18 protein-coding genes are annotated in these 20,076 nt (G+C 61.4%); 1 reads left to right on the forward strand and 17 read right to left on the reverse strand.

Translation table 11 applies throughout. The annotated features are described in order from the left end of the window. The first annotated feature begins 200 nt into the window (after positions 1-200). Complete coding sequence (greA, locus tag VL130_RS01040; protein ID WP_325360185.1) at positions 201-680, forward strand: transcription elongation factor GreA; 480 nt, start codon at positions 201-203, stop codon at positions 678-680. An 8-nt stretch (positions 681-688) separates the two neighbouring features. Here the strand turns inward: greA and VL130_RS01045 are convergent, their stop codons facing one another. The 17 genes from VL130_RS01045 to VL130_RS01125 form a co-directional block, all read right to left on the reverse strand. After that, the gene (locus tag VL130_RS01045; RefSeq protein WP_325360188.1) at positions 689-1,210 is read right to left on the reverse strand and encodes a periplasmic heavy metal sensor; all 522 of its coding nucleotides are present in this window, start codon (positions 1,208-1,210) and stop codon (positions 689-691) included. 2 nt (positions 1,211-1,212) lie between these two features. Continuing rightward, entirely contained in the window at positions 1,213-1,668 is a 456-nt protein-coding gene (locus VL130_RS01050) for a hypothetical protein (RefSeq protein ID WP_325360190.1), read from the reverse strand. Beyond that, positions 1,665-2,234, reverse strand: a complete 570-nt coding sequence (locus tag VL130_RS01055) for an RNA polymerase sigma factor (protein ID WP_325360192.1) — start codon at positions 2,232-2,234, stop codon at positions 1,665-1,667. Before VL130_RS01055 ends, VL130_RS01050 begins: the two co-directional genes overlap by 4 nt. 251 nt (positions 2,235-2,485) lie before the next feature. After that, a complete protein-coding gene (locus VL130_RS01060) occupies positions 2,486-5,428 on the reverse strand; it encodes a bifunctional [glutamine synthetase] adenylyltransferase/[glutamine synthetase]-adenylyl-L-tyrosine phosphorylase (RefSeq protein ID WP_325360194.1) in 2,943 nt (980 codons plus the stop codon). A gap of 238 nt (positions 5,429-5,666) precedes the next feature. Further along, complete coding sequence (locus VL130_RS01065) at positions 5,667-6,128, reverse strand: HEAT repeat domain-containing protein (protein WP_325360196.1); 462 nt, start codon at positions 6,126-6,128, stop codon at positions 5,667-5,669. Positions 6,129-6,164: 36 nt separating this feature from the next. Then, positions 6,165-7,679, reverse strand: a complete 1,515-nt coding sequence (locus VL130_RS01070; protein ID WP_325360198.1) for a HAMP domain-containing sensor histidine kinase — start codon at positions 7,677-7,679, stop codon at positions 6,165-6,167. 143 nt (positions 7,680-7,822) lie between these two features. Beyond that, the gene (locus VL130_RS01075) at positions 7,823-8,494 is read right to left on the reverse strand and encodes a response regulator transcription factor (protein WP_325360200.1); all 672 of its coding nucleotides are present in this window, start codon (positions 8,492-8,494) and stop codon (positions 7,823-7,825) included. A gap of 89 nt (positions 8,495-8,583) precedes the next feature. Beyond that, positions 8,584-10,152, reverse strand: a complete 1,569-nt coding sequence (locus tag VL130_RS01080) for a Do family serine endopeptidase (protein WP_325360202.1) — start codon at positions 10,150-10,152, stop codon at positions 8,584-8,586. A gap of 148 nt (positions 10,153-10,300) precedes the next feature. After that, a complete protein-coding gene (locus VL130_RS01085) occupies positions 10,301-10,828 on the reverse strand; it encodes a cytochrome c-type biogenesis protein (protein ID WP_325360203.1) in 528 nt (175 codons plus the stop codon). After that, positions 10,825-12,810 carry a heme lyase CcmF/NrfE family subunit gene (locus VL130_RS01090; RefSeq protein WP_325360205.1) on the reverse strand — a complete coding sequence of 662 codons (1,986 nt, stop codon included), beginning with the start codon at positions 12,808-12,810 and terminating at the stop codon, positions 10,825-10,827. Before VL130_RS01090 ends, VL130_RS01085 begins: the two co-directional genes overlap by 4 nt. A gap of 178 nt (positions 12,811-12,988) precedes the next feature. Next, the gene (ccmE, locus tag VL130_RS01095) at positions 12,989-13,483 is read right to left on the reverse strand and encodes a cytochrome c maturation protein CcmE (RefSeq protein ID WP_325360208.1); all 495 of its coding nucleotides are present in this window, start codon (positions 13,481-13,483) and stop codon (positions 12,989-12,991) included. Continuing rightward, entirely contained in the window at positions 13,480-14,562 is a 1,083-nt protein-coding gene (gene ccmI / locus VL130_RS01100) for a c-type cytochrome biogenesis protein CcmI (RefSeq protein ID WP_325360210.1), read from the reverse strand. Before ccmI ends, ccmE begins: the two co-directional genes overlap by 4 nt. Before the next feature lie 204 nt (positions 14,563-14,766). Next, positions 14,767-16,110: a hypothetical protein gene (locus VL130_RS01105; protein WP_325360212.1), complete on the reverse strand. Its 1,344-nt coding sequence runs from the start codon at positions 16,108-16,110 to the stop codon at positions 14,767-14,769. Between the two features lie 119 nt (positions 16,111-16,229). Next, a complete protein-coding gene (locus VL130_RS01110) occupies positions 16,230-17,606 on the reverse strand; it encodes a sensor histidine kinase (protein ID WP_325360214.1) in 1,377 nt (458 codons plus the stop codon). A 181-nt stretch (positions 17,607-17,787) separates the two neighbouring features. After that, the gene (locus VL130_RS01115; protein ID WP_325360216.1) at positions 17,788-18,468 is read right to left on the reverse strand and encodes a response regulator transcription factor; all 681 of its coding nucleotides are present in this window, start codon (positions 18,466-18,468) and stop codon (positions 17,788-17,790) included. After that, the gene (locus tag VL130_RS01120; protein ID WP_325360218.1) at positions 18,469-18,924 is read right to left on the reverse strand and encodes a hypothetical protein; all 456 of its coding nucleotides are present in this window, start codon (positions 18,922-18,924) and stop codon (positions 18,469-18,471) included. It abuts the gene before it with no gap. 74 nt (positions 18,925-18,998) lie between these two features. Then, positions 18,999-19,985 carry a DnaJ C-terminal domain-containing protein gene (locus VL130_RS01125; RefSeq protein ID WP_325360221.1) on the reverse strand — a complete coding sequence of 329 codons (987 nt, stop codon included), beginning with the start codon at positions 19,983-19,985 and terminating at the stop codon, positions 18,999-19,001. Between the last annotated feature and the right edge of the window lie 91 nt (positions 19,986-20,076).

Below are 20,076 nucleotides of genomic sequence, written 5' to 3' on the forward strand. Positions count from 1 at the left end.
GTTATTTGCGAAACAAATAGCGATTAAGCTTTTTTTCGTAAGAGATACGCGCAAACCTGCGCGGCGGGCGGCCGCAACTTCTCCTTCCCATTTCTCAAATGGGGAGGTGGCAGCGCGAGGCCCTTTAGGCCCGGTGTCGCTGACGGAGGGGTGTCCTCCCTTTCCTTGCGTCCTTATTCCCCCAAGTGCTACAACACCCCATGAGCGTAGCCTTCACCAGAGACGAAGACCATGAAGCGGCGGCGGCCAACCTGCCCGACCGCCCGGTCTCGCCACATCCTAATCTCGTCACGCCGGAAGGCCTGAGCCAACTTGAAACCGCCTTCGCCGAGGCCAAGGCCGCCTATACCGCCGCCCAGACTTCAGGCCTGATCAACGAGGACCGCACGGCTATGGCGCGCGCCACCCGCGATCTGCGCTATTACACCGCCCGCCTCGGTTCGGCACAGCGCATAGATCCGGTCACCGCCCCCGATCGCGTCGTTTTCGGCTGCACGGTCACCATCGAACGCGACGACGGCCGGATACAGACCTTCCGGATTGTGGGAGAGGATGAAGCCGATCCGAACAAGGGCAGCGTGTCCTACGTCTCGCCGCTCGCCCGTGCCCTGCTCGGCAAGGAAACCGGCGACGAGGTGCAACTGGCCGGCGCCAGCGTGGAAATCATCGCGATAAGCTGACCGGCGGATTACTTCGCCGTTGCCCCCACCGCCACCGGCGGCTTGTCGTCCTTTTCGATAAAGCGATCGAACCGTCCGCTGGCGCGTAACAAGGTCGTCAGCATGAAGGCGCGCTCGCGCACCGGCAGGTCCTTCATATTGAGGATCAGGGCGTTCTCGATCTTGCCGCGCGCATCATTCTCGGCGCTGCGGGCCTGTTCGGACAGCATGGCGATCTGCGCCGCGTCATACGGTTCCTGCGACACCAGAACACGCGCCTGGGCGCGCAGATCCCGCGCCTTGGCCATGTCGGCCTCACCGGTCAGGGCCGCCGCCTTGGTCAGCAGGTAGATGTGATGGCGCTCCGCCTTGGTGGTCCCCTCGGTCGCGGCGCGCCAGGCCTTCTGCATGGCCATAGGGCGCTGTAAATCACGCAGGTGATGCTTGACCACGAAGCCGGCGCCAATGGCCGCCCCGATCAGGAAGATATTGACGATCAGCGAGACCGCCACAATCCATTTCAGCCGGGTCTCCGTCAACCACGATCCCATAGTCAGTTCCCCCCGTCGATCATCGCCACCTGCTCCAGCACGCTTGTCACGCGCAGATCGCTCAGACCCATCAGGCTGAGATTAACCCCAAGCACAGCCCCGGCCAGACAGGCGGCGGCGGCGATGCCCGCGCTCCAGAAAATCGACCGCGACACCGGCGCCGGACGTGGCCGCACCGGGAAGCTGATCACATTACGCGCCGGCGCAAAGTCCGCCGCGAACCGTTCCACGGCGACCTCAAACAGCGGCTGATCGTCTTCGGCGCGCGCCTGATCGACCACCTTTACGGCCTCCATCATGTCATCCAGCCCGCGCGCTTCGGCGAGCCAGGCCTGGGCTTCCGGATGCGCGTCCAGGCAGGCCAGCGCCGCTTCGCGCTCCGCCTCCGGCCAGCGCGCCGCATGGGCGCCATAGGCCTCGATAATCGCTTTCAGTCGTTCCAAACGCATGTCACTCATCTTTTACCTCCCGTGCTCCCCGGGATTGCAAATGTCTCACTCATCAGGCCGCGCAAGGTGCGCCGCGCCCGCGCCAGCAAACTTTCCAGCGCCTCGATGCTCACGTCCATCACCGCCGCCGCCTCGATATTGGACATCTCCTGATAGTAGTTCAGGGTGATGGCCGTCCGCTGTCTTTCGGGCAACTGCGCCAGGGCGTTTTGCAGCGCCTGCGCCGTCTGCGCCTGCTCAAGCTGTGCCGAAGGCCCCGCCGCGTCATCGATAATCTCGATATCGTCCGAACTGACGCTATCCCTGCGCCGGCGCAAACGATCATAACACAGGTTGAGCGCGACCCGGTGCATCCAGGTATCGATGCGCGCCTTGCCGGGCGCCCAGGTCGCCGCCTGTTTCCAGGTCCGCACCAGGGTTTCCTGCGCCACATCCTCGGCCTCGACCGGATCATTCAGCATCCGCCGCCCCAGCGACAACAGCTTCGGCAGCTTGCGCGAGACAAGCGCCGACACCGCCGCCATGTCGCCGCGCGCGATCCGCTCCAGCAGAACCTCGTCAGGATCTGTCGTCACTTGTGTCCCCGGCAGACTGTCAAGGCGGTCCGATACAAGATGTATCCGCTTCTGTTGCAGATTTTCCGTCACCCCTGCCCGGTTCGTTCCGGGCCGGTTGAGGAAAGGCGTCTGCGCCATAAATCAAGGTCCTTCAGCGAGATATATGAATAGTCAAAGCTTATAATCCGCCGCTTGTCTCAACGAGAGTGCATCCCGAAAAGTACTGCACACTTTTTGGGATGCACTCTCGTTTCACGCTGAAATTCGTTTTATCCGTCGTTTGGCCGGACAATCTTTTCAAAAGCAACCCTCGCTCGCTTGCGGATATCACGCAGTTTCTTCTCCAAGGTATCCAGGCGGCGGGTATGGACGGCGCGCGCCAGCTTCCTCTGGAAGGCTTCCGGTTCGTTGCGCGGATCGTCCTGCGCCGTCAGCGACACCCGCATGACCTGCGCCAGGGATTGCTGCACCCGCCACGCCACGCTGAGCGTCTCGATCTCGGCGGCCGGGGCCAGACCGGCGCGCGACATGGCCGAAAGCGCCGCCAGTGTACCGACGCGCAAGGGGCCGCCAGCCTCGGCATGGACCAGTTGCAGGTATTGCGCAGCGAACTCGCAATCGACCTGTCCGCCGACCGACAGCTTGAAATCCCAGAAACCTTTGGCCGGGCGCTCCTTCTCCATCAGGGCGCGCATGGCCAGCACATCGAGCGCGGTCTGCGCCGTCGAGCGTTGGCGGCGCAGGACGGTTTCCACCTTTAGCCGCACCAGATCGGCGAAATCAGCCGAGGTCGACCAGACAATCCGCGCCCGCGTCAGGGCCTGGAATTCCCAGGTATCGGCGTCCCGGGTGTAATAGTTCTCAAACGCCGCCAGCGACACCGCCACCGGTCCCTTGGCGCCCGTGGGCCGCAGCTTCATGTCGATTTCGTAGAGCTGACCTTCGTGCGTCGGGGCCGACAGCGCCGAAATCAGCCGCTGGGTAAACCGTCCGAACCAGGTCTCCGGCGCCCAATTCTTGATGCCGGACACCGACGACGGATCATCCGGCAGATAGACCGCCATCAGGTCGAGATCGGAGGTCGCCGTCATTTCCTGTGAGCCGAGCTTGCCGAGCGCCAGTATGGCCACATGGCCATCGAGCCGGCCCGCCTGCCGCACGATATCCTCCAGCGCCAGCGGCGCCAGGTGATGGATGCAGGCGTCGGCCAGCCGGGCATAGGCCGCGCCAGCCGCTTCGGTGCTGAGACGGCCGCTGAGGATTTGCATCCCGATGCGGAACTGCTGCTCGCGGCCGATCCGGCGCAGGGCGTTCATCACCGCTTCGAGATCCGGCGGCACGCGCTCGACCTCGCGCGTCACCAGTTGATCGAGTTCCTCGCCGAGCGGATCGAAGAAACCGGCGTCGAGCATGGCGTCGAATGAGGTCGGATGGCGCGCCAGCATCTGCGCCAGGCGCGGCGAGAAGCCCATGATCTCGACGATGGTGTGGAACAGCTTCGGATTGGCGAGGAACAGCGATTGTATCTGCACCCCGGCATTGAGCGTCACGAAGAAGGAGGCGAAACGCGTAAAGGCGATAGATGGCGTGCCGGTCTCGTTCAGCGCCTCCAGCAGGCGCGGCACCAGCCGCGTGAACAGTTCGCGGCCGCGTTCGGAGCGCGTCGCCGGGATGCGCCCGTGGTGCCAGGAACGGATGGTGGCCGCCACCTGCTCCGGCTGATCGAACCCCATGCGCGCCAGGGTTTTGATCGTTTCCGGATCGTCCTCGATGCCGGTAAAGACCAGCGAACCGAAGGAGGACGACAGCGATTCCGATTCGGAAAACAGCTCGCCATAGTGCGAATTGACCAGCCGCAGGGTGCGCGAAACCGCCAGGTCGAAGCGCGACAGATTGGAGAAGCCGCTGAGCACCGCCACCCGCATCCGTTCGTCGTCATTTTCCGGCAGTTCGTGGCTCTGCTCGTCCTGGATCATCTGGACGCGGTGCTCCCAGTCACGCAGGCGGATATAGGCCTGCTTCAGCTCCTTGGCGACGGCGGGGGCCAGATGCCCGGCGCGACGCAAGGCATCGAGCGCATCGAGCGTTCGCTTGGAGCGCAAGCTTGGATCGCGTCCGCCGAGGATAAGCTGCTGCGTCTGGGCGAAGAACTCGATCTCGCGGATACCGCCGGCGCCGAGCTTGAGATTGGCGCCGGCCGCCTCCAGCCGTTCATCGACCTTGTAGACGTGGATCTGGCGCTTGATCGAATGGACGTCGGCGATGGCCGGATAGTCGAGACTGCGCCGCCAGATGAAGGGCGACAGATCGTTCATGAACGCCTTTGCCTCGACCATATCGCCGGCCACGGCCCGCGCCTTGATGAAGGCGGCGCGTTCCCAGTTCTGACCAACGGATTCGTAATAGTGCAACGCGAAGGGCACGCTCACCACGGTCGGCGTTGACGACGGATCGGGCCGCAGGCGCAGGTCGACGCGGAAGACATAACCGTCGCCGGTGCGTTCGGAAAGAATCGTCGAAACACCGCGCGCCACTCTGTCAGCAAAAGTCTGTGGATCGACCTGGCCATTGACCGGCAGGCGTTCCAGATCGCAGAAGAAGGTGATGTCGATATCCGAGGAATAGTTCAGTTCACCGGCGCCATGCTTGCCCATAGCCAGTACGAACAGGCCGGGCAGGATGCCGCGCTCGTCCTGCACATATTCGGCTAGCCGGCCCTTGTCGCGCTCCTCGCGCACCACCAGCGCCAGGGCTGCCTCGGTCACCGCGTCGGCGAAACGCGTCAGGGCGGCGGTAACATGATCGAGGCTCCACACGCCGCCGAGATCGGCCAGGGCGGTCAGCAGGTGGGTATCGGCCTTGAGGTGGCGCAGAATCTTCTTGGCGGCGGGGATATCAAGCGTCTCGACGGTCGCCGCCTGGTCTTTCAGCGCTTCGGTGGCCAGCAGGATCGCTTTCAGGCGGGCTTCGGGCGCGCTGATCAGGGTTTCGCGCAGACGCTGCGGATCGCGCCGCATGATGCCGCCCAGATAAGGCGAGGCGGCGGCCACCGGCCGCAGGGCGTTTTCCGCCTGTTGCAGCACATCGCGCCAGCCCTCGGCCGTGGCGACCTCATACAGGGTCTCGAAGACATAATCCGCCGCGCCGGCGTTCAGGATCGGCCCGCACGGATGCAGCCGGTCAACCAGAGAAGAGAATAAAACATCTGCCATGAGGTAAGCGGTACAGGTCCCTGCGTCTTTTGTCCTCTATGTGTAACCCTGAATCGCCGAAATACCAACCTTTCCAACATGTTTTTGGGATTGGCAGCGAATTGGGGCAAATTTGACCACGAACGGACACGAACGCTGAGTTTCGTGGTTAGCCCTTGACGAAGACGACGTACATTCCGGCAACTTGATTCCGGCCATAAACCTTTCGCCAGTAGATACGTTCCATTTTACTGGCCCGCTAATGAAGCCAATAATTGCAGTCTTCCGGCTGGGACCATTGCCCGATTATGGTGAGCGTCTTGCAGTAAAACCCCATTTTGCTCGGACCCGTCCGAGGCTGTCCGACCAGATAATGCTTGTCTCGGATAGCTCTCTCAATCGCTGGTGCGGCTTGCCTCGCATCCGGACCAATATAGCTCAGTGCTTCGACGGCAGAAAATCTGACCTCATCGTCCAGATCGGCCAATAGGCTGGCCAGCGACATGACGGCATCGTTGTTGACGGTGCCTGTGTGAAAGTCACGCAGGCTATCGGCCAGCGCTTCGGCAGCCATGCGCCGCCCTTCTACAGATTGCCCGATCTTTATCGCTTCAACATGGGCCGTTAATTCGGCCGAGACATCCCTTGTCTGCGCCTGAACAAAGCCTGATTGAGCGACCATCAAAACGGCCGCAAAGATAATAAAGCTAAGCCTACCCATCGCATCCCCCTGATTGGCGTTATCGTTTCCGAAAGGCTACCCCTGCACCGGCGGTAATACCAGCGCCGTCCGCAAGCCCGGTCCCTGACCGTCAAAAACACCCGGCCCTTCGGCCACTTCCAGCCGTCCCTTGTGCGCCACCGCCACGGCCTCGACCATCGAAAGCCCCAGGCCCACGCCCGGAAGCGTGCGCGAGTTTTCCAGCCGCACGAAGCGTTCGGCAATGCGCTTGCGGTCCTTTTCCGGCACGCCCGGCCCGGTATCGGTGATGGAAAATTCGATTTCGCGCTGCGACGTATGGCGCATCCGGAAGGTCACCCCGCCCGGCACCGGCGTATATTTGATGGCGTTATCGAGCAGGTTGGCCAGGGCCTGCGCCAGGAAATCGCGGTTTCCATAGGCGCGGACGCCTTTTTCAATCTCGGAATCGAAATCCAGCCCCTTGTCCGTCGCCACCGCCTCGAACAGTTCGGCCATATCGTCGGCCAGTTCGGTGGCGGAAAACAGCCCCTGATCCGGCGCCTGTCCCTGCGCCTGCAAACGCGACATCGAAAAGACCGTCTGGAAGGTGCGCAGCAACTGGCCCGTTTCCTCCAGTGCGCTCGCCAGCGCGTCATGGGCTTGCGATGGGTCTTTTTCCACCTCCAGCAGCGAAACCTCCAGTTTGGTGCGCAGGCGTGACAAGGGTGATCTCAGGTCATGCGCGATGGCGTCGCCGGCATATTTGAGATTGCCCATCGTCTTTTCCATGCGGTCGAGCGTCTGATTGATGCGCAGGGAGAGGGCATCGAATTCATCGCCGGAATCGCGCACGGAAATCCGCGCCTTGAGGTCGCCTTCCTGCACGCGTTCGAGCACCGTTGTCACCCGCGCAACCGAGCGCGTCACTTCCTGGTTGATCAGGGTGCCGGCGAACAGGCCGAGGATCACCACCAGCAAACCGCCACCGGCCACGGCCTTGATTTCCTGCTGAAAACCATGATCGGCCCACGACATATCCATAGCGACATAGATGTAGAAGTTGTCGTCCAGCCGCACGACGCGGCCCTGGAACCGGCAGCAGTTCGGGTCATTCGGCGAGACGGAAAAGAAGTTGACCGAGGCCACCGGATTGCCCGAACTGACCTGTTTCAGTCCTTCGCGGATCACCGTATCGGGCAGCCCCTTGCCTTCCATGCGGGCGCGGCCGTTCTGCGCCAGCACCTGGCCGGAATTATCGAAGGCACCCTTGGCGAAGACCCATTCAACGGCGTCGTCACCGAGGATTTTCGCCACCACCGCCGCATGGCCTTCCCGCGCATCTATGTCCCGCAAGCTTTTGATGCGGGCGTCGATCGACACATTGCCCCAGGCGCGCGATTCCGTCGAGGTAGCGAGATAGATGTAACCGAAAACCAGCGCCGCCACGAAGACATAGACGCACAGGAAAACCAGCGTCAGCCGGAAGGGCGTCTGCCTGAAAAAATTCGGCCGCAGAATGGTGAGCGCATCGACCCGCTGCCAAACGGCGTCGATCATATGTTTGCGGGTATCGGAGGCAGAGTCAGTCATAATCCATCCTTGTACCTGCCAGAGCAGGTACGATTCTCTCCTCCCCATTTCTCAAATGGGGAGGTGTCAGCGCCCAGCCCGCGGGGCTGGCGTCGCTGACGGAGGGGCGCACCACCTCCCCGCTTCGCAGGGAGGAGAAAAAGCTAAGCCTTAAGCTGATAACCCTCACCACGTACCGTATGCAGCATCGGACGGTCGAAATCCTTATCCAGCTTCGAGCGCAGGCGCGAGATATGGACATCGATGACATTGGTCTGCGGGTCGAAATGATAGGCCCAGACCTTTTCCAACAACATGGTGCGCGTCACGCTCTGGCCGACATGGCGCATCAAAAACTCCAGCAACTGGAACTCACGCGGCTGCAAATCGATCACCTTGGTCTGGCGCTTCACCACGCGTGAAATCAGGTTCATTTCCAGATCACCGACGCGCAGGATGGTCTCGACCTGATCCTTGTCCTTGCGGCGGCTAAGCGCCTCGACCCGCGCCACCAGCTCGGACAGCGCGTAGGGCTTGACCAGGTAATCATCGGCGCCGGCACGCAGGCCCGAAACGCGGTCTTCCAGTTCGCCAAGCGCTGAGAGAAACAGCACCGGCACATCAACGCCATCGGCCCGCAGGGTTTGCAGCATGGTCACGCCGTCCATCACCGGCATCATGCGGTCGAGGATGATGACATCGGGCACCTCCGCCTTGATGGCGTCCAGCCCCTGCACCCCGTCACCGGCCAGGCGGGCCTCGATACCGGCCTCTTTCAGGCCCTTCTGCATGTTTTGCGCGGCTTCGACATCATCTTCGACGATCAGGACGTTCATTATCGGCTCTCGCTCAATTCAAATACGAAAAAGGGTCATAACATGCGTTACGACCCTTTTCTTGTTAAATATTGGCAATTAAGCCTTAGTTACTTCTTTGCGGCCTCTTCCTTGAGCGCCAGAGGCAGGGCGATATTGCGGCCGTCGCGGCGCACCAGGAGCAGGATGCTCGGACGGTTCTGCTTCTTCAGATCAGAAACAATGCCGCTGAACTGCGCCTGCGTGGTCACCGGCTGATTATTGGCCAGCACAATAACGTCACCCGGCTTGAGGCCCTTTTGCGCCCCATCCGAATTGCCCGCCACATCGGTGATCACCAGGCCATTGCTGGTGTCGTCCAGGCCAAACGCCTTGCGGACGTCCGGCGTGATCGCCTTGACCGACAGGCCGATGACCGGCGCCGCGCCACTGGCCGAACCGCTTGACGAACTGTCGTCGGTTTGCGGGCCATTGAGGCTCTTGAGCAGGTCTTCTTCCGAAGGCCGCAGGGCCGCCGTCAGGGTCAGGTTGACCATCTTGCCATTGCGCAGCACGCCCAGAACCACCTTTTCACCGACCTTGATATCGGCAATACGGCGGGTCAGTTCGGTCGGACTCTTGACCGGGTTGCCATCGACGGACTTGATGATGTCGCCAAGCTGGACACCGGCCTTATCGGCCGGGCCGCCGCGCGTCGTTTCGGCGATATAGGCGCCGGTCACATCGGTGATGCCAAGCGCCTCGGCGTTTTCCTGCGTCACCGACTGGATGGTGACGCCGATATAGCCGCGCTCGATCTTGACGCCCTTCATCAACTGGCCGGTGATCTTGGCGGCGACATCGGCCGGGATGGCGAAACCGACGCCGGCATTGGCGCCCGAAGGCGTGACGATGGCGGTATTGACGCCGATCACCTTGCCGTAAAGGTCGAAGGTCGGGCCGCCCGAATTGCCCCGGTTGATGGCGGCGTCGATCTGGAGATAGTCGGTATAATCCGGACCGGATGAGGTATCTTTCAGGTCGCGGCCAAAGGCCGAAACGATGCCGGCGGTGGCGGTGTTGGAAAAATTGAACGGGTTGCCGACGGCGATCACCCAGTCACCGACGCGCGGCTGCTTTTCCAGTTCCCAGCGCACGAACGGGAAATCCGTGCCCTCGACCTTGAGCACGGCCAGGTCGGTGCCGACGTCACGGCCGACGATCGTGGCCTTCAGTTCCTTGTCATTGGTCAGCTTGACGGTGATTTCGTCGGCGCCTTCGATGACGTGATTATTTGTGACGACATAACCATCGGCCGAGATGAAGAAGCCGGAACCGGCGCCGCGGACTTCCTGTTCCTTCTGACCCGAGCCATCATCCTGACCGGGGAAGCTGAAACCGGGCAGCGAGGGGATGCCGGTGTCGATCTTCATCTTGCCCTTGGTCTCGATCGAGACGACGGCCGGGGAAACGCGCTCGATCAGGTCGGCGAACGACATGGGGGCGCCCGCCGGCGGCTTGACCGGGGTCAGGTCGGCGGCCTTGATCAGCGAAGCGCCATCATAGCCGGCAACAATACCGTGCGCGCCGAAACCGGTAATGGCGGCGCCGGCGACGCCCGCGCCCAAAACCAGACCGGCAACAGCGCCACCCACTGCCGAACGATTTTTCAGCAGCGCCTTGAAATTCCAATTCCCCATAGTCTTACCTTTATCCGTACGAATAAGCCGCGTTTAGTCAGATATCTGAGCGTTAAGCGGGGCGATTACAACTACAAACCCGCAAAGACCCGCGAAGAATCTTTGTTTCCCGCTTACCTAATCAAAGCGGTGAGGCAAAATCGTGACATCAATCACGTTTCTTCAGGAGAACGCGAAGCTTTTTTTCCTCGTCGTCGCTGAGGACGTAATCTGTTGATTCCGCTGGCTTTCGGCGCGACCGCCAGAGGATTACGCCGCCAATCAAGGCAATCAAGGGCGGCAGCAGCCACAAAAGCAGGTTGCCCAGTGAAAATCTCGGCCGAAAAAGAACATAATCGCCATAGTGAGCAAAGAGTTCCTTGCGGATCTGCGCATCGGTCTTGCCACCGGCGATATCGGCACGGATTTCGCGGCGCATGTCACCGGCGATCTGGGCGTCCGAATCGGCGATGCTTTCGCTCTGGCACTGGACACAGCGCACCTCGGTAAAAAGTTGCCGCGCACGGGCTTCGTCTTGCGGCGTGGCGGCGAAAGCGTGAAGGGGAAGGAGGAGAACCGCGAATAAACACGAATAAACACGAATAGTCTTTTCAATGGACCGGAGCACATGAATCCAACCAGCAGGAAGACCTAAATATTCGTGTCTATTCGTGTGCATTCGTGGTTCAAGCTTCATACCTTTGCTGCCTTCTGTACGATCCCCAGACGCAACCGCCGATCACACAAAGACAATACACCGCCCAGCGCCATCAGAAGAGGCCCAAAGAAGATCAGCCGCACCCACGGATTATAGAAGAAACGCACCTGCCAGGTCATCGCGCCATCCGCGCCCACCTGCGGCTCAGCCATGACGACGTAAAGATCATCGAGCGGCGTGAAACACAGCGCCACCTTGCTCTGCACCTGGTTCGACGCCGGATAGAACCGCCGCTGCGGCTTCGGCTGACAGATGACCTCTCCTCGCCCATCCTTTATCTCGAACACCCCGCCCTGCGCATCGTAATTGGCGCCCGTTTTCTGATAAAGCGACTGGAAACTCAGTTCATATTGCCCAAGTTTCACATTGTCTCCAAGAGCCATGCCCTGCATGACGCTGAGCTTCTGGTGGCTCTCCACCACCGCCCCCAGCACGAAGACACCCAGCCCCACATGCGCCAGGATCATCCCCCAGGTCGCCAGCGGCACGCCCGGCAGCCGCTTGAGCGCCACGCCGATAGCATTCATGCGGAAATCAAGCGCCTGCATCAGGGTGCGGACAGAACCAAAGATCAGCCAGAAACCGACCAGCAACCCGATGAGATATTCGGCTTCACTGAGAAGCGTCGGACCGCGATAAAACAGTGAGCCGATCGCCGCCGCCAATACCGCCACGGCGAAGGCGGCCATAAGCCTTTGCAGCACGCCTTTCAGATCGGCGCGTTTCCACGACATCAGGCCGGCGATCGGCACCAGCAACAACGCGGCCACCATTATCGGGCAGAAGACCAGCAGGTAATAGGGCGCCCCCACCGACATGGTTTTGTCGAACAGGGCCTGCATCAGGATCGGGTAAAGCGTGCCGAGAAACACCGAGCACAAAGCCGCCGAAATCAGCAAATTATTGAGCACCAGGGTCGTTTCGCGGCTGACCGTGGCGAACAGTCCGCCGGGCGCCAGCGTTGGTGCGCGCAGGGCGAACAGGGTAAAACCACCGCCCGCCGTCACCAGCAGGATCGCCGCCAGCAATATGCCGCGCTGCGGATCGACGGCGAAGGAATGCACGCTGGTCAGCAGGCCGGAGCGCACCAAAAACGCCCCCATCATCGAGAAGGTAAAGGCCAGCAGCCCCAAAAATACCGTCCAGGCTTTCAGGCTATCGCGCTTTTCCATGACGATGGCCGAATGCAGCAGGGCGGTCGCCGCCAGCCACGGCATGAAGGAGGCGTTCTCCACCGGATCCCAGGCCCACCAGCCGCCCCAGCCGAGTTCGTAATAGGCCCAGAAGGCGCCAAGCGTGATGCCGATGGTCAGGAAGCTCCACGCCAGCAGCACCCACGGCCTGATCCAGCGCGCCCAGGCGCGATCGAGCCGCCCTTCGATCAGGGCGGCGACGGCAAACGAAAACACCACCGACATGCCGACATAACCCATGTAGAGCATGGGCGGATGGAAGGCGAGCGCCGGGTCCTGCAGGGCCGGATTGAGCGATTGCCCTTGCAGCGGCGCCTCAGCCAGCCGCGCCAGCGGATTGGATGAGAACAGGGTAAAGCCGACAAAGGCCGCGCCAAGCAGTCCCTGCACGCCGAGCGCCTTGAGTTTCAGGCCCTCCGGCAGGCCGCGGCCCTTCAGGGTGATCATCGCGCCGTAGACGAGCAGAATGGTGCACCACAGCAGCATCGAGCCTTCGTGCGATCCCCAAGCGCCTGAGATTTTATAGAGCAGCGGCTTGTCGGTATGCGAATGTTCGTAGACGTTCACCACCGAAAAGTCGGAGCGGATAAAGGCGAAGATGAGAACCCCAAACGCGATCAGAATACTGACCGCACCCGCCAGCGAGACACCTTCAGCATAGCGGGCGATGCCGCGGCCCTTTCCGGCGATGACCAACCCCGCCTGCGCCAGTGACAGGCAGAAGGCGAGGACAAGACAATAGTTACCTATTTCGTTGATATGGGTCATGCCTATCAAATCTCCCCCTCTTGGAGGGGGAGCTGGATTTTTCGCCCCGCCAAAAAGACAGAGGGGGTAAAGCCCCGTCCGCTGGTGCCTGTAACTTTACCCCCTCTTCCCTTCGTCGCAAGCGCCGAAGAGAAGCTCCCCCTCCAAGAGGGGGAGATCAATTGTGCAAAATCATCCCTCATTGAAACGGCCTCTGGACCGGCTTCGGCTTATCCATGCCCGCTTCCGGACGCCATTCACCCTGCTTTTCCAGCTCTTTCTGGACGTTCTTCGGGATATATTTCTCGTCGTGCTTGGCCAGAACCTGCACGGCCCTGAGCGAAGTCGCGCCGGTCACTTCACCCTCGCAGACTACCCCCTGCCCTTCGCGGAACAGGTCCGGCAGTTCCCCTCTATAGGCCACGGTGATCTCTTTCAACTTGTCCTGCACGATGAACCGCGTCGTGCCATCGGGCGTCTTCACTACGCTGCCCGGCTTGACCAGACCGCCCAGCCGCACCGTCTTGCCAGCCGGCACCTTGGCCTCGATCCACTGCGCCGGCGTATAGAAATAGACGACCGTCCCCTTGAGCGCATAGAGACTCAGCGCTACCGCTCCGGCGAACACCGGTGCGGCGATCAGAAAGATAGTCAAGCGACGACGCGCTTTCACTGACCTGGGCCAAAAACTCATTTCGCCGCCCCTTCCGACCCGACGCGCGTCTGCGCCTTCGTCAGGATATCGGCGATCACCTCCGGCCGGTTGACGTAATGCGCCTGCATCGCCGCCCGCGCCTTCGCCCGCGCCGCCGTGTTACCCAGCACATCGTACGACCGCAACAACCGCGCCCAGCCGTCGGCATTTTCCGGATCGGCTTTAAGCTGCGCTTCCAGACTCGCCACCATGCCGGAAATCCGTCCGCTCATCGCCCTGGCCGCCGTCTCCGCCGGATCGATACTCTTCAACGCCTCCAGCACCTGCGGCCGGCTGACATCATTCGGCGCCATGGTATTCAGCGCTGCATTATAATGACCGCGCGCCACTTCGTACTGGCCGTCCGCCAGGGCCTGCTGACCGAGATAATAGTGCGCCCGCGCATCGTTTGGATTCAGTTTCAGCGCCTTTTCAAACGCCTGCTTCGCTTCCGGACCGCTCGTGCCGCCGCCGACAAAGGTCAGGGCCTCACCCAGTTCCGACCAGGCGGTGAAAGTGTCCGGAGCCAGCGCCCGCGCCTTTTCATAATCTTGCGCCCCGTCGTAATTATTACCGGCCAGCATGTCGATCCGGCCAAGGAACAGCCAGTAACCGACCTCTTTGGCGTGTGCCTGGTGACCTTGCCGCAGCACCGCCGCCATCGCTTGCGGCGGCAGGACATCGGGAGTCTTTTGCGCCAGGCTCGTCCAGGCTTGCAGGCGCTTTTTATAGGGCTGATCTTCCTGCGCAGGATGACCGACGAACAGATAAAGCGTGGCGCTCAAAACCACGATCAGGCCCAGCGCGATATAGCCATGCAGCGGCTTTGCCTGCCCGCTTTCCGTCGTGGCTTCGCTGACCTTCAACAGCGCCCGCGCCGCCTGGGTACGCTCTTCCTGAGCCTGGGCATCGTCGATGTCACCCTTGGTGAGCCGCCGGTCGAGATCGGCGATAAAGCCGGCATAAAGTGCCTTTTCCTGCGCCAATCCGGGCTGCGCCCGGCGCGTCCGCTGCCAGACCACCACCAGGGCGATCAATGCGGCGCAGATCAAAACACAGGTCAGGATGAGCAGAAACATACGGTCTCAATAGCCGATTTCAGGCCAAAAGGAAGGGGGTTTGTTGTCGCAGGGCAGGCACCGATGTTGGCATCTTAAGATTCACCCACGAACCCCACGAACGGACACGAACTCTGTATTCCGATATCACGGAAAGCCACGGAAGAAGACGGAAACGCAGTTCGTGCGGTTCGTGGTAAAATCCCTCTCAAAGTTTCCCGCACATCACGCCACGGATTTCGACGGGTTCATCAAATCCGACGATGCGACACGGCGGCGCGCCAGTTGCCCCTTCTCCTCACCGCACAAAGCTTCCATCAGGTCGGTGATCCGCTCGAAGCCGCCCAGCAATTGCCCGGCGTCAAACGGTTCCTCCCCATTGGCCAGGGCCAGCAATTCGCTGAAATAGGCATCGAGCATCAGTTCGCAGGCCTCGGCGGTCCTGGCGTGCAGAGCGGCGAATCCGCCCGACATGGCGATAGGCCGCACCTTGCGGATAAACAGCAGTGCGCCCCCCGCCCTGGCCAGGATGTCCTCCGAAGGTACGCGGGCGTAATCCGGCACTTCCTTCTTCACCCGGCCATACACACGCTCGACGCGCATCGGCATAACGCCTTCCAGCGCTTTTTCCACGGTGTTGAACTGGTGTTCGACCAGACTGGCGATCGCCTGCTGCGCCTCACTGACCCGCCTGGCCCAAGGTCCTTCGCGCGCCAGTTCGATATATTGACCGAAGGCCTGCAACTGGCTGAGGCACTGCGCGACCCGATCCCCGGCCGTATCCAGATCGTCACAAACCTGGCCCTTGCCGCCCATGAGAGCCTTGAGTTCCCTCAGGCCCGCTTCGATCCGATCAAGGATGCGCGTACCGAAATCCGCCAGTTCCGACATCGCCAGGAAGCGATCATTGGGCCGGTCGGAAACAATGGCGACGAATTTGATGATCTGCGATCCGTCATCCAGGTTGGCGAAAACAATCTCCAAAAGGCGTGTGCCACCTTTTATATCGAGGTCGCTGGCATCGTTGAAAAGAACCCGCAGGGCGGCGGCCTTGTCGGCGTCGATCCGCCCCATGAAATCACTGAGCCGCACCAGAACCTGCCGCGCCAGCCGGTGCAGATCGAGATAGCGCCCGAACTCGGCCACCGCCGCGCGGTCAGCCGCGCTGGCATGAGGGGGCAAAATCACTTCGGGCGCGGCATTGCAGATATGCGCGGCGGCCGTCACCAGCCGGAAAAAGACCACCGGCGTCGGGTCTTCCGTGCGCAGGCTGCGCAAGGCGAACTGCGCCTGGGCATGAAGATCGGGTTCGCTTGTTTCCAGCGCCGACCACAGCGCATTGATGATCCACGGTGCGAATGTCACACCGGCCAGGCCATCAGCACGCGGCTGAAAAAGCGGCATGTATGGCGCGAACACCGCCTCACGCACATGGCGAAATTCGATCTCGGCGGTGATCAGGTCGCGGACCTCGACCATCTTCGTGTCACTGGTCAGGCCGAGCGCCATTTCAAGCGAACGCAAAGAGGCCGGCGGCAGGGTGCGAACCAGACCTTTGAGCATATTCATACGCTTTTCGGCTATCACGCTCATCAAACCAGGAAAATCCTTACGCTGCAACGCTTTCGGAAAGGCGCATCATAGTGACGATCCGGTTAATTTTGTCTGACGGGTATTTCTGCACCCTGCTATTCCGCCAGGTTCGCCGGCAGTTTCGTCACCACCTTCAAACCACCCCAAAGCGAGCGCTCAAACTGCAACTGTCCGCCATAGGCGCGCACCAGTTCATCGACAATGGACAGGCCGAGGCCTGACCCCGGTACGCTTTCATCCAGCCGGGCGCCGCGTTTCAGCACCTCATCGAACCGCGCCGCATCCAGCCCTGGCCCGTCGTCCTCTATGGCCAGGTTCATGGTCTGATCGGCGGTTACGAATTCGGCGGTGATCCGTACCTTGCGTTTGCACCAGATGCAGGCGTTTTCCAGCAGATTGCCGGCAATCTCCTGCAAATCCTGCTTTTCCCCGCGAAACGCCAGGTCTTCCGGCGCCCGCCAGTCTATCACTACGCCCTTGTCGTGAAACACCTGCTCCAGCATCACCGCCAGTTCATCGAATACCGGCTCAACCGGGGTCCGTTCGCCCATGGCCTGCGACCGCGCCGCCGCCCGCGCCCGGCGCAGATGGTGATCGACCTGCGCCCGCATGGTTTCGGCCTGTTTGCGCATGGTTTCCGGCAATACGCCCTCCGCCTCGCCGGCCGTCGCCATCAGCACCGAAAGCGGCGTCTTGAGCGCATGGGCCAGATTGCCGACGTGCATCCGCTGGCGCTCCACCACCTCCTGCGAATAGTCGAGAAAGGCATTGAGCTGCGTCGCCACCGGGGTGATTTCCGCCGGATAGGTCTTGGTCAGGCGCTGCTGCTTGCCGCCCTGCACATTGGCGATCTCGCCGGTCAGGTCGAACAGCGGCCGCAAGCCCACCCGGACCTGAATAAAGATAGCGACCAGCGACCCCAACGCCAGTACGAACAGCGCGGCCGCCGTAATCAGCGCAAACCGCCGCACGTCCTTGTCCATTGAGGCGCGATCCTCCGCCGACAAAAAGACGAAGGCGCGGCCATCGATCATCGAATAGATCGCCGCTACGCGCAACGGCGCCTTGTTCGGCCCCATACTGTCGTAAAAGACGACCTCGCCTGAGCGGCTTTTAGCCTCCGCCAGACTTTTAGACGGCACGGCAATCCGTTCACTCCACAATGAGCGCGACCGCGCCTGGTCGATTATCGCGCCCTTGCTGTCGATCTCGCTGATCTGCCAGTAAAGACCGGAATACACACGAATGGTGCGGGTATCAGAAAAGGCCGGCGTGACGATCTTGCCGTCGCTGCCGATATCAGTATCGGCGTAGAGATTATCGGCGATCTGCCCGACATTGAGTTGGAAGCGATGCAGGGCCGTCTGATGGAAATAAGCCGTCAAGGCGACGCCGGTGATGACCAGCGAGCAGATAAACCACACGCTCGCCAGCCGGATCAACCGACCCACCAGCGAATTCTTACGCGTCATACGCCGCCAAAGCCTGGCAACGGCGCGAACAATCGGGACCGCGCCATCATCGGTCATCGGAAGGCTCCAAGCCATGGGACCGCACGAAGGCGCGAAGCGGCTGAGATGTGGGGGTGGGGTTTCTGTCTTACTTCCGTACAATAGCGTAAGACGCTTTCCGTCAAATGCACGGCCAAGTCGCTCACAGATCGCTGATCTCGTCATGCAGCGGCTTGAGGCGATAGCCCAGCCCGCGCACGGTTTCGATCCGGTCGGTGCCGATCTTCTTGCGCAGACGGCCCATGAAAACCTCAATCGTATTGGAATCGCGGTCGAAATCCTGATCGTAGAGATGCTCGACCAGTTCGGTGCGCGAAATGACCCGCGCCTGGTGCATCATCAGATAATGCAGCAGGCGATATTCCAGCGAGGTCAGGCGCAAGGGTTCGCCATTGACCGATGCCCGCGCCGCCCTGGGATCAAGCCGCACCCCGCCGCACACCAGCATCGGCTGGGCATGACCGGCGGCGCGGCGCACCAGGGCGCGCAAACGGGCCAGCAGTTCCTCAGTATGAAAGGGCTTGGTCAGATAATCATCGGCGCCGGCATCAAAGCCTGCAACCTTGTCGTTCCAGGCGCCGCGCGCCGTCAGGATCAGTACCGGCGTGCTCTTGCCGGCGCGCCGCCATTTTTCCAGCACGGATACACCGTCGATCTTCGGCAGGCCGAGATCGAGAATAACCGCATCATAGGGTTCGGTATCGCCAAGGAAATGCGCCTCTTCGCCGTCGGGCGCGTGATCGACCACATAGCCGGCATCCGAAAGCGAAGCCTTCAACTGGCGCGACAGATCGGGATCGTCTTCGGCAAGTAAAATTCTCAACTAACGTTCTCCAATGATACGGCCGGTATCGGCGTCGACCAGCAGGTCGACTCGCCCGTGGTCGGTCGCCACGCGCACCCAGAAGACTGAACCGCCTTGCGGGCCGGCGTCAAGCACCCGTCCGCGCCGCCCGGCCACTGACATGGCGCGATTGATGCGGTCGTCACGATTCTGAAGCTGCCCGCCATTGCCGCGATCGAAGCGTTGCGCATCCGGCTGGCGATCCCTGGATTGGCGATCGTTATTCTGGCGGTCCTCGTTCCGGCGGTCGTCATTGCCGCGCTGGCGATTACCGCCACTGTTCCGGCGGTCATCACGATCCTTGTTGGCCGCCAGGACCATCACGGCTTCGCCCAGCCCGCCACGCAGAGTCGGAGCTTCCGCCGCCGCAACCCCAGGCGCGGCCAGGGGTGCGGCGATCAGCACAAGACTAAGAAGGGGCCAAATCTGTTTCATGACATCGTTTATAGACAAGCAGACCTGAACCTTATCTGAACAGGCCCGTCAGGGAAGAGATTTTATTTTAACGCCTATTTGCGCCTGGCGGTAACATTTGGTGTATAACCGGCCTTTTCGCGCCACTGCTCAAGCAGGCTGACGAACGCACCGCGCAGGTCTTCCGGCATTCCGTCCAGCCCCTTGTCAGGCATGGCCAGGACGACATGCGCGAACAGATCCCCGCGCGTTCCGTCTTTGGAATCGAATGCCCCACGCCCTTTCAGGCGCAGAATCGCCCCCGAATTCGACCCTTTGGCGAGATTGACGCTGACCGGCCCGTCGGGCGTCGGCGCCTGCACCTTGCCGCCCAGGAGCGCGTCCGGCAGCGAAACGAACAGGTCCATATGCAGGTCGTTGCCGTCCATACGGAAGATCGGATGCGCCTTGAGCCGCAGTTCCACCAGCGCATCGCCGTGAGGACCACGCCCGGTCGGCGAAGCCGCCCCCTGGCCTTTCAGACGCAGGGTCTGGCCGTCGCGGCTGCCCTTGGGGATATTGACATCGACCGTGCGGCCATCGGAAAGCAGCACCCGCCGCGTATTGCCGACGATGGTATCGAGCAGGTCGATATCGAGCCTGATCTTGATGTCATTGCCCTTGACCGGCGCCTGTTCGCGCTGCCCGCCAAAACCCCCGAAGGGGCTGCCACCCCGGCCACCACCGCCGAACATGCCCATGATGTCGTCGATATCCATGCCCTCGAACTGCGTGCTGCGCCCGCCGCCGGCGCCAAACGGCGAACCGCCGGCGCGACCGCCGGGTCCATTGGCGCCGCCGAAGCCCCGGAAAATCTCACGGCCATCGGCGTCGATTTCACCCCGGTCGAATTTCTTGCGCTTGTCGGCGTCTTTCAGGAAATCATAGGCGGCCGTCACGCGCTTGAAACGCTCCTCGGCCACCTTGTTGTCGCGGTTGGTATCGGGATGCAGTTGCTTGGCCAGTTTGCGAAAGGCCTTCTGAATCTCCGTATCGCTGGCGCCTTTTTTCAGGCCCAATTCAGAATAGGGATCACCTGTCACTGTAACACATACCTCCAAAACCAAGAGGTGTGTCCTAGCCCCTATCGTTTCAAGAGGCAAGCGTGGCTTAGGCCACGCTTGCCTCTTGAGT

The sequence above is a fragment of the Asticcacaulis sp. genome (assembly GCF_035497195.1).
GTDB lineage: Bacteria > Pseudomonadota > Alphaproteobacteria > Caulobacterales > Caulobacteraceae > Asticcacaulis.

Coding starts and splice junctions, on each gene's coding strand:
- greA (WP_325360185.1), top strand. CDS start 201: ATGAGCGTAGCCTTCACCAGAGACGAAGACCATGAAGCGGCGGCGGCC.
- VL130_RS01045 (WP_325360188.1), bottom strand. CDS start 1,210: ATGGGATCGTGGTTGACGGAGACCCGGCTGAAATGGATTGTGGCGGTC.
- VL130_RS01050 (WP_325360190.1), bottom strand. CDS start 1,668: ATGAGTGACATGCGTTTGGAACGACTGAAAGCGATTATCGAGGCCTAT.
- VL130_RS01060 (WP_325360194.1), bottom strand. CDS start 5,428: ATGGCAGATGTTTTATTCTCTTCTCTGGTTGACCGGCTGCATCCGTGC.
- VL130_RS01065 (WP_325360196.1), bottom strand. CDS start 6,128: ATGGGTAGGCTTAGCTTTATTATCTTTGCGGCCGTTTTGATGGTCGCT.
- VL130_RS01070 (WP_325360198.1), bottom strand. CDS start 7,679: ATGACTGACTCTGCCTCCGATACCCGCAAACATATGATCGACGCCGTT.
- VL130_RS01075 (WP_325360200.1), bottom strand. CDS start 8,494: ATGAACGTCCTGATCGTCGAAGATGATGTCGAAGCCGCGCAAAACATG.
- VL130_RS01080 (WP_325360202.1), bottom strand. CDS start 10,152: ATGGGGAATTGGAATTTCAAGGCGCTGCTGAAAAATCGTTCGGCAGTG.
- VL130_RS01085 (WP_325360203.1), bottom strand. CDS start 10,828: ATGAAGCTTGAACCACGAATGCACACGAATAGACACGAATATTTAGGT.
- VL130_RS01090 (WP_325360205.1), bottom strand. CDS start 12,810: ATGACCCATATCAACGAAATAGGTAACTATTGTCTTGTCCTCGCCTTC.
- ccmE (WP_325360208.1), bottom strand. CDS start 13,483: ATGAGTTTTTGGCCCAGGTCAGTGAAAGCGCGTCGTCGCTTGACTATC.
- ccmI (WP_325360210.1), bottom strand. CDS start 14,562: ATGTTTCTGCTCATCCTGACCTGTGTTTTGATCTGCGCCGCATTGATC.
- VL130_RS01105 (WP_325360212.1), bottom strand. CDS start 16,110: ATGAATATGCTCAAAGGTCTGGTTCGCACCCTGCCGCCGGCCTCTTTG.
- VL130_RS01110 (WP_325360214.1), bottom strand. CDS start 17,606: ATGACGCGTAAGAATTCGCTGGTGGGTCGGTTGATCCGGCTGGCGAGC.
- VL130_RS01120 (WP_325360218.1), bottom strand. CDS start 18,924: ATGAAACAGATTTGGCCCCTTCTTAGTCTTGTGCTGATCGCCGCACCC.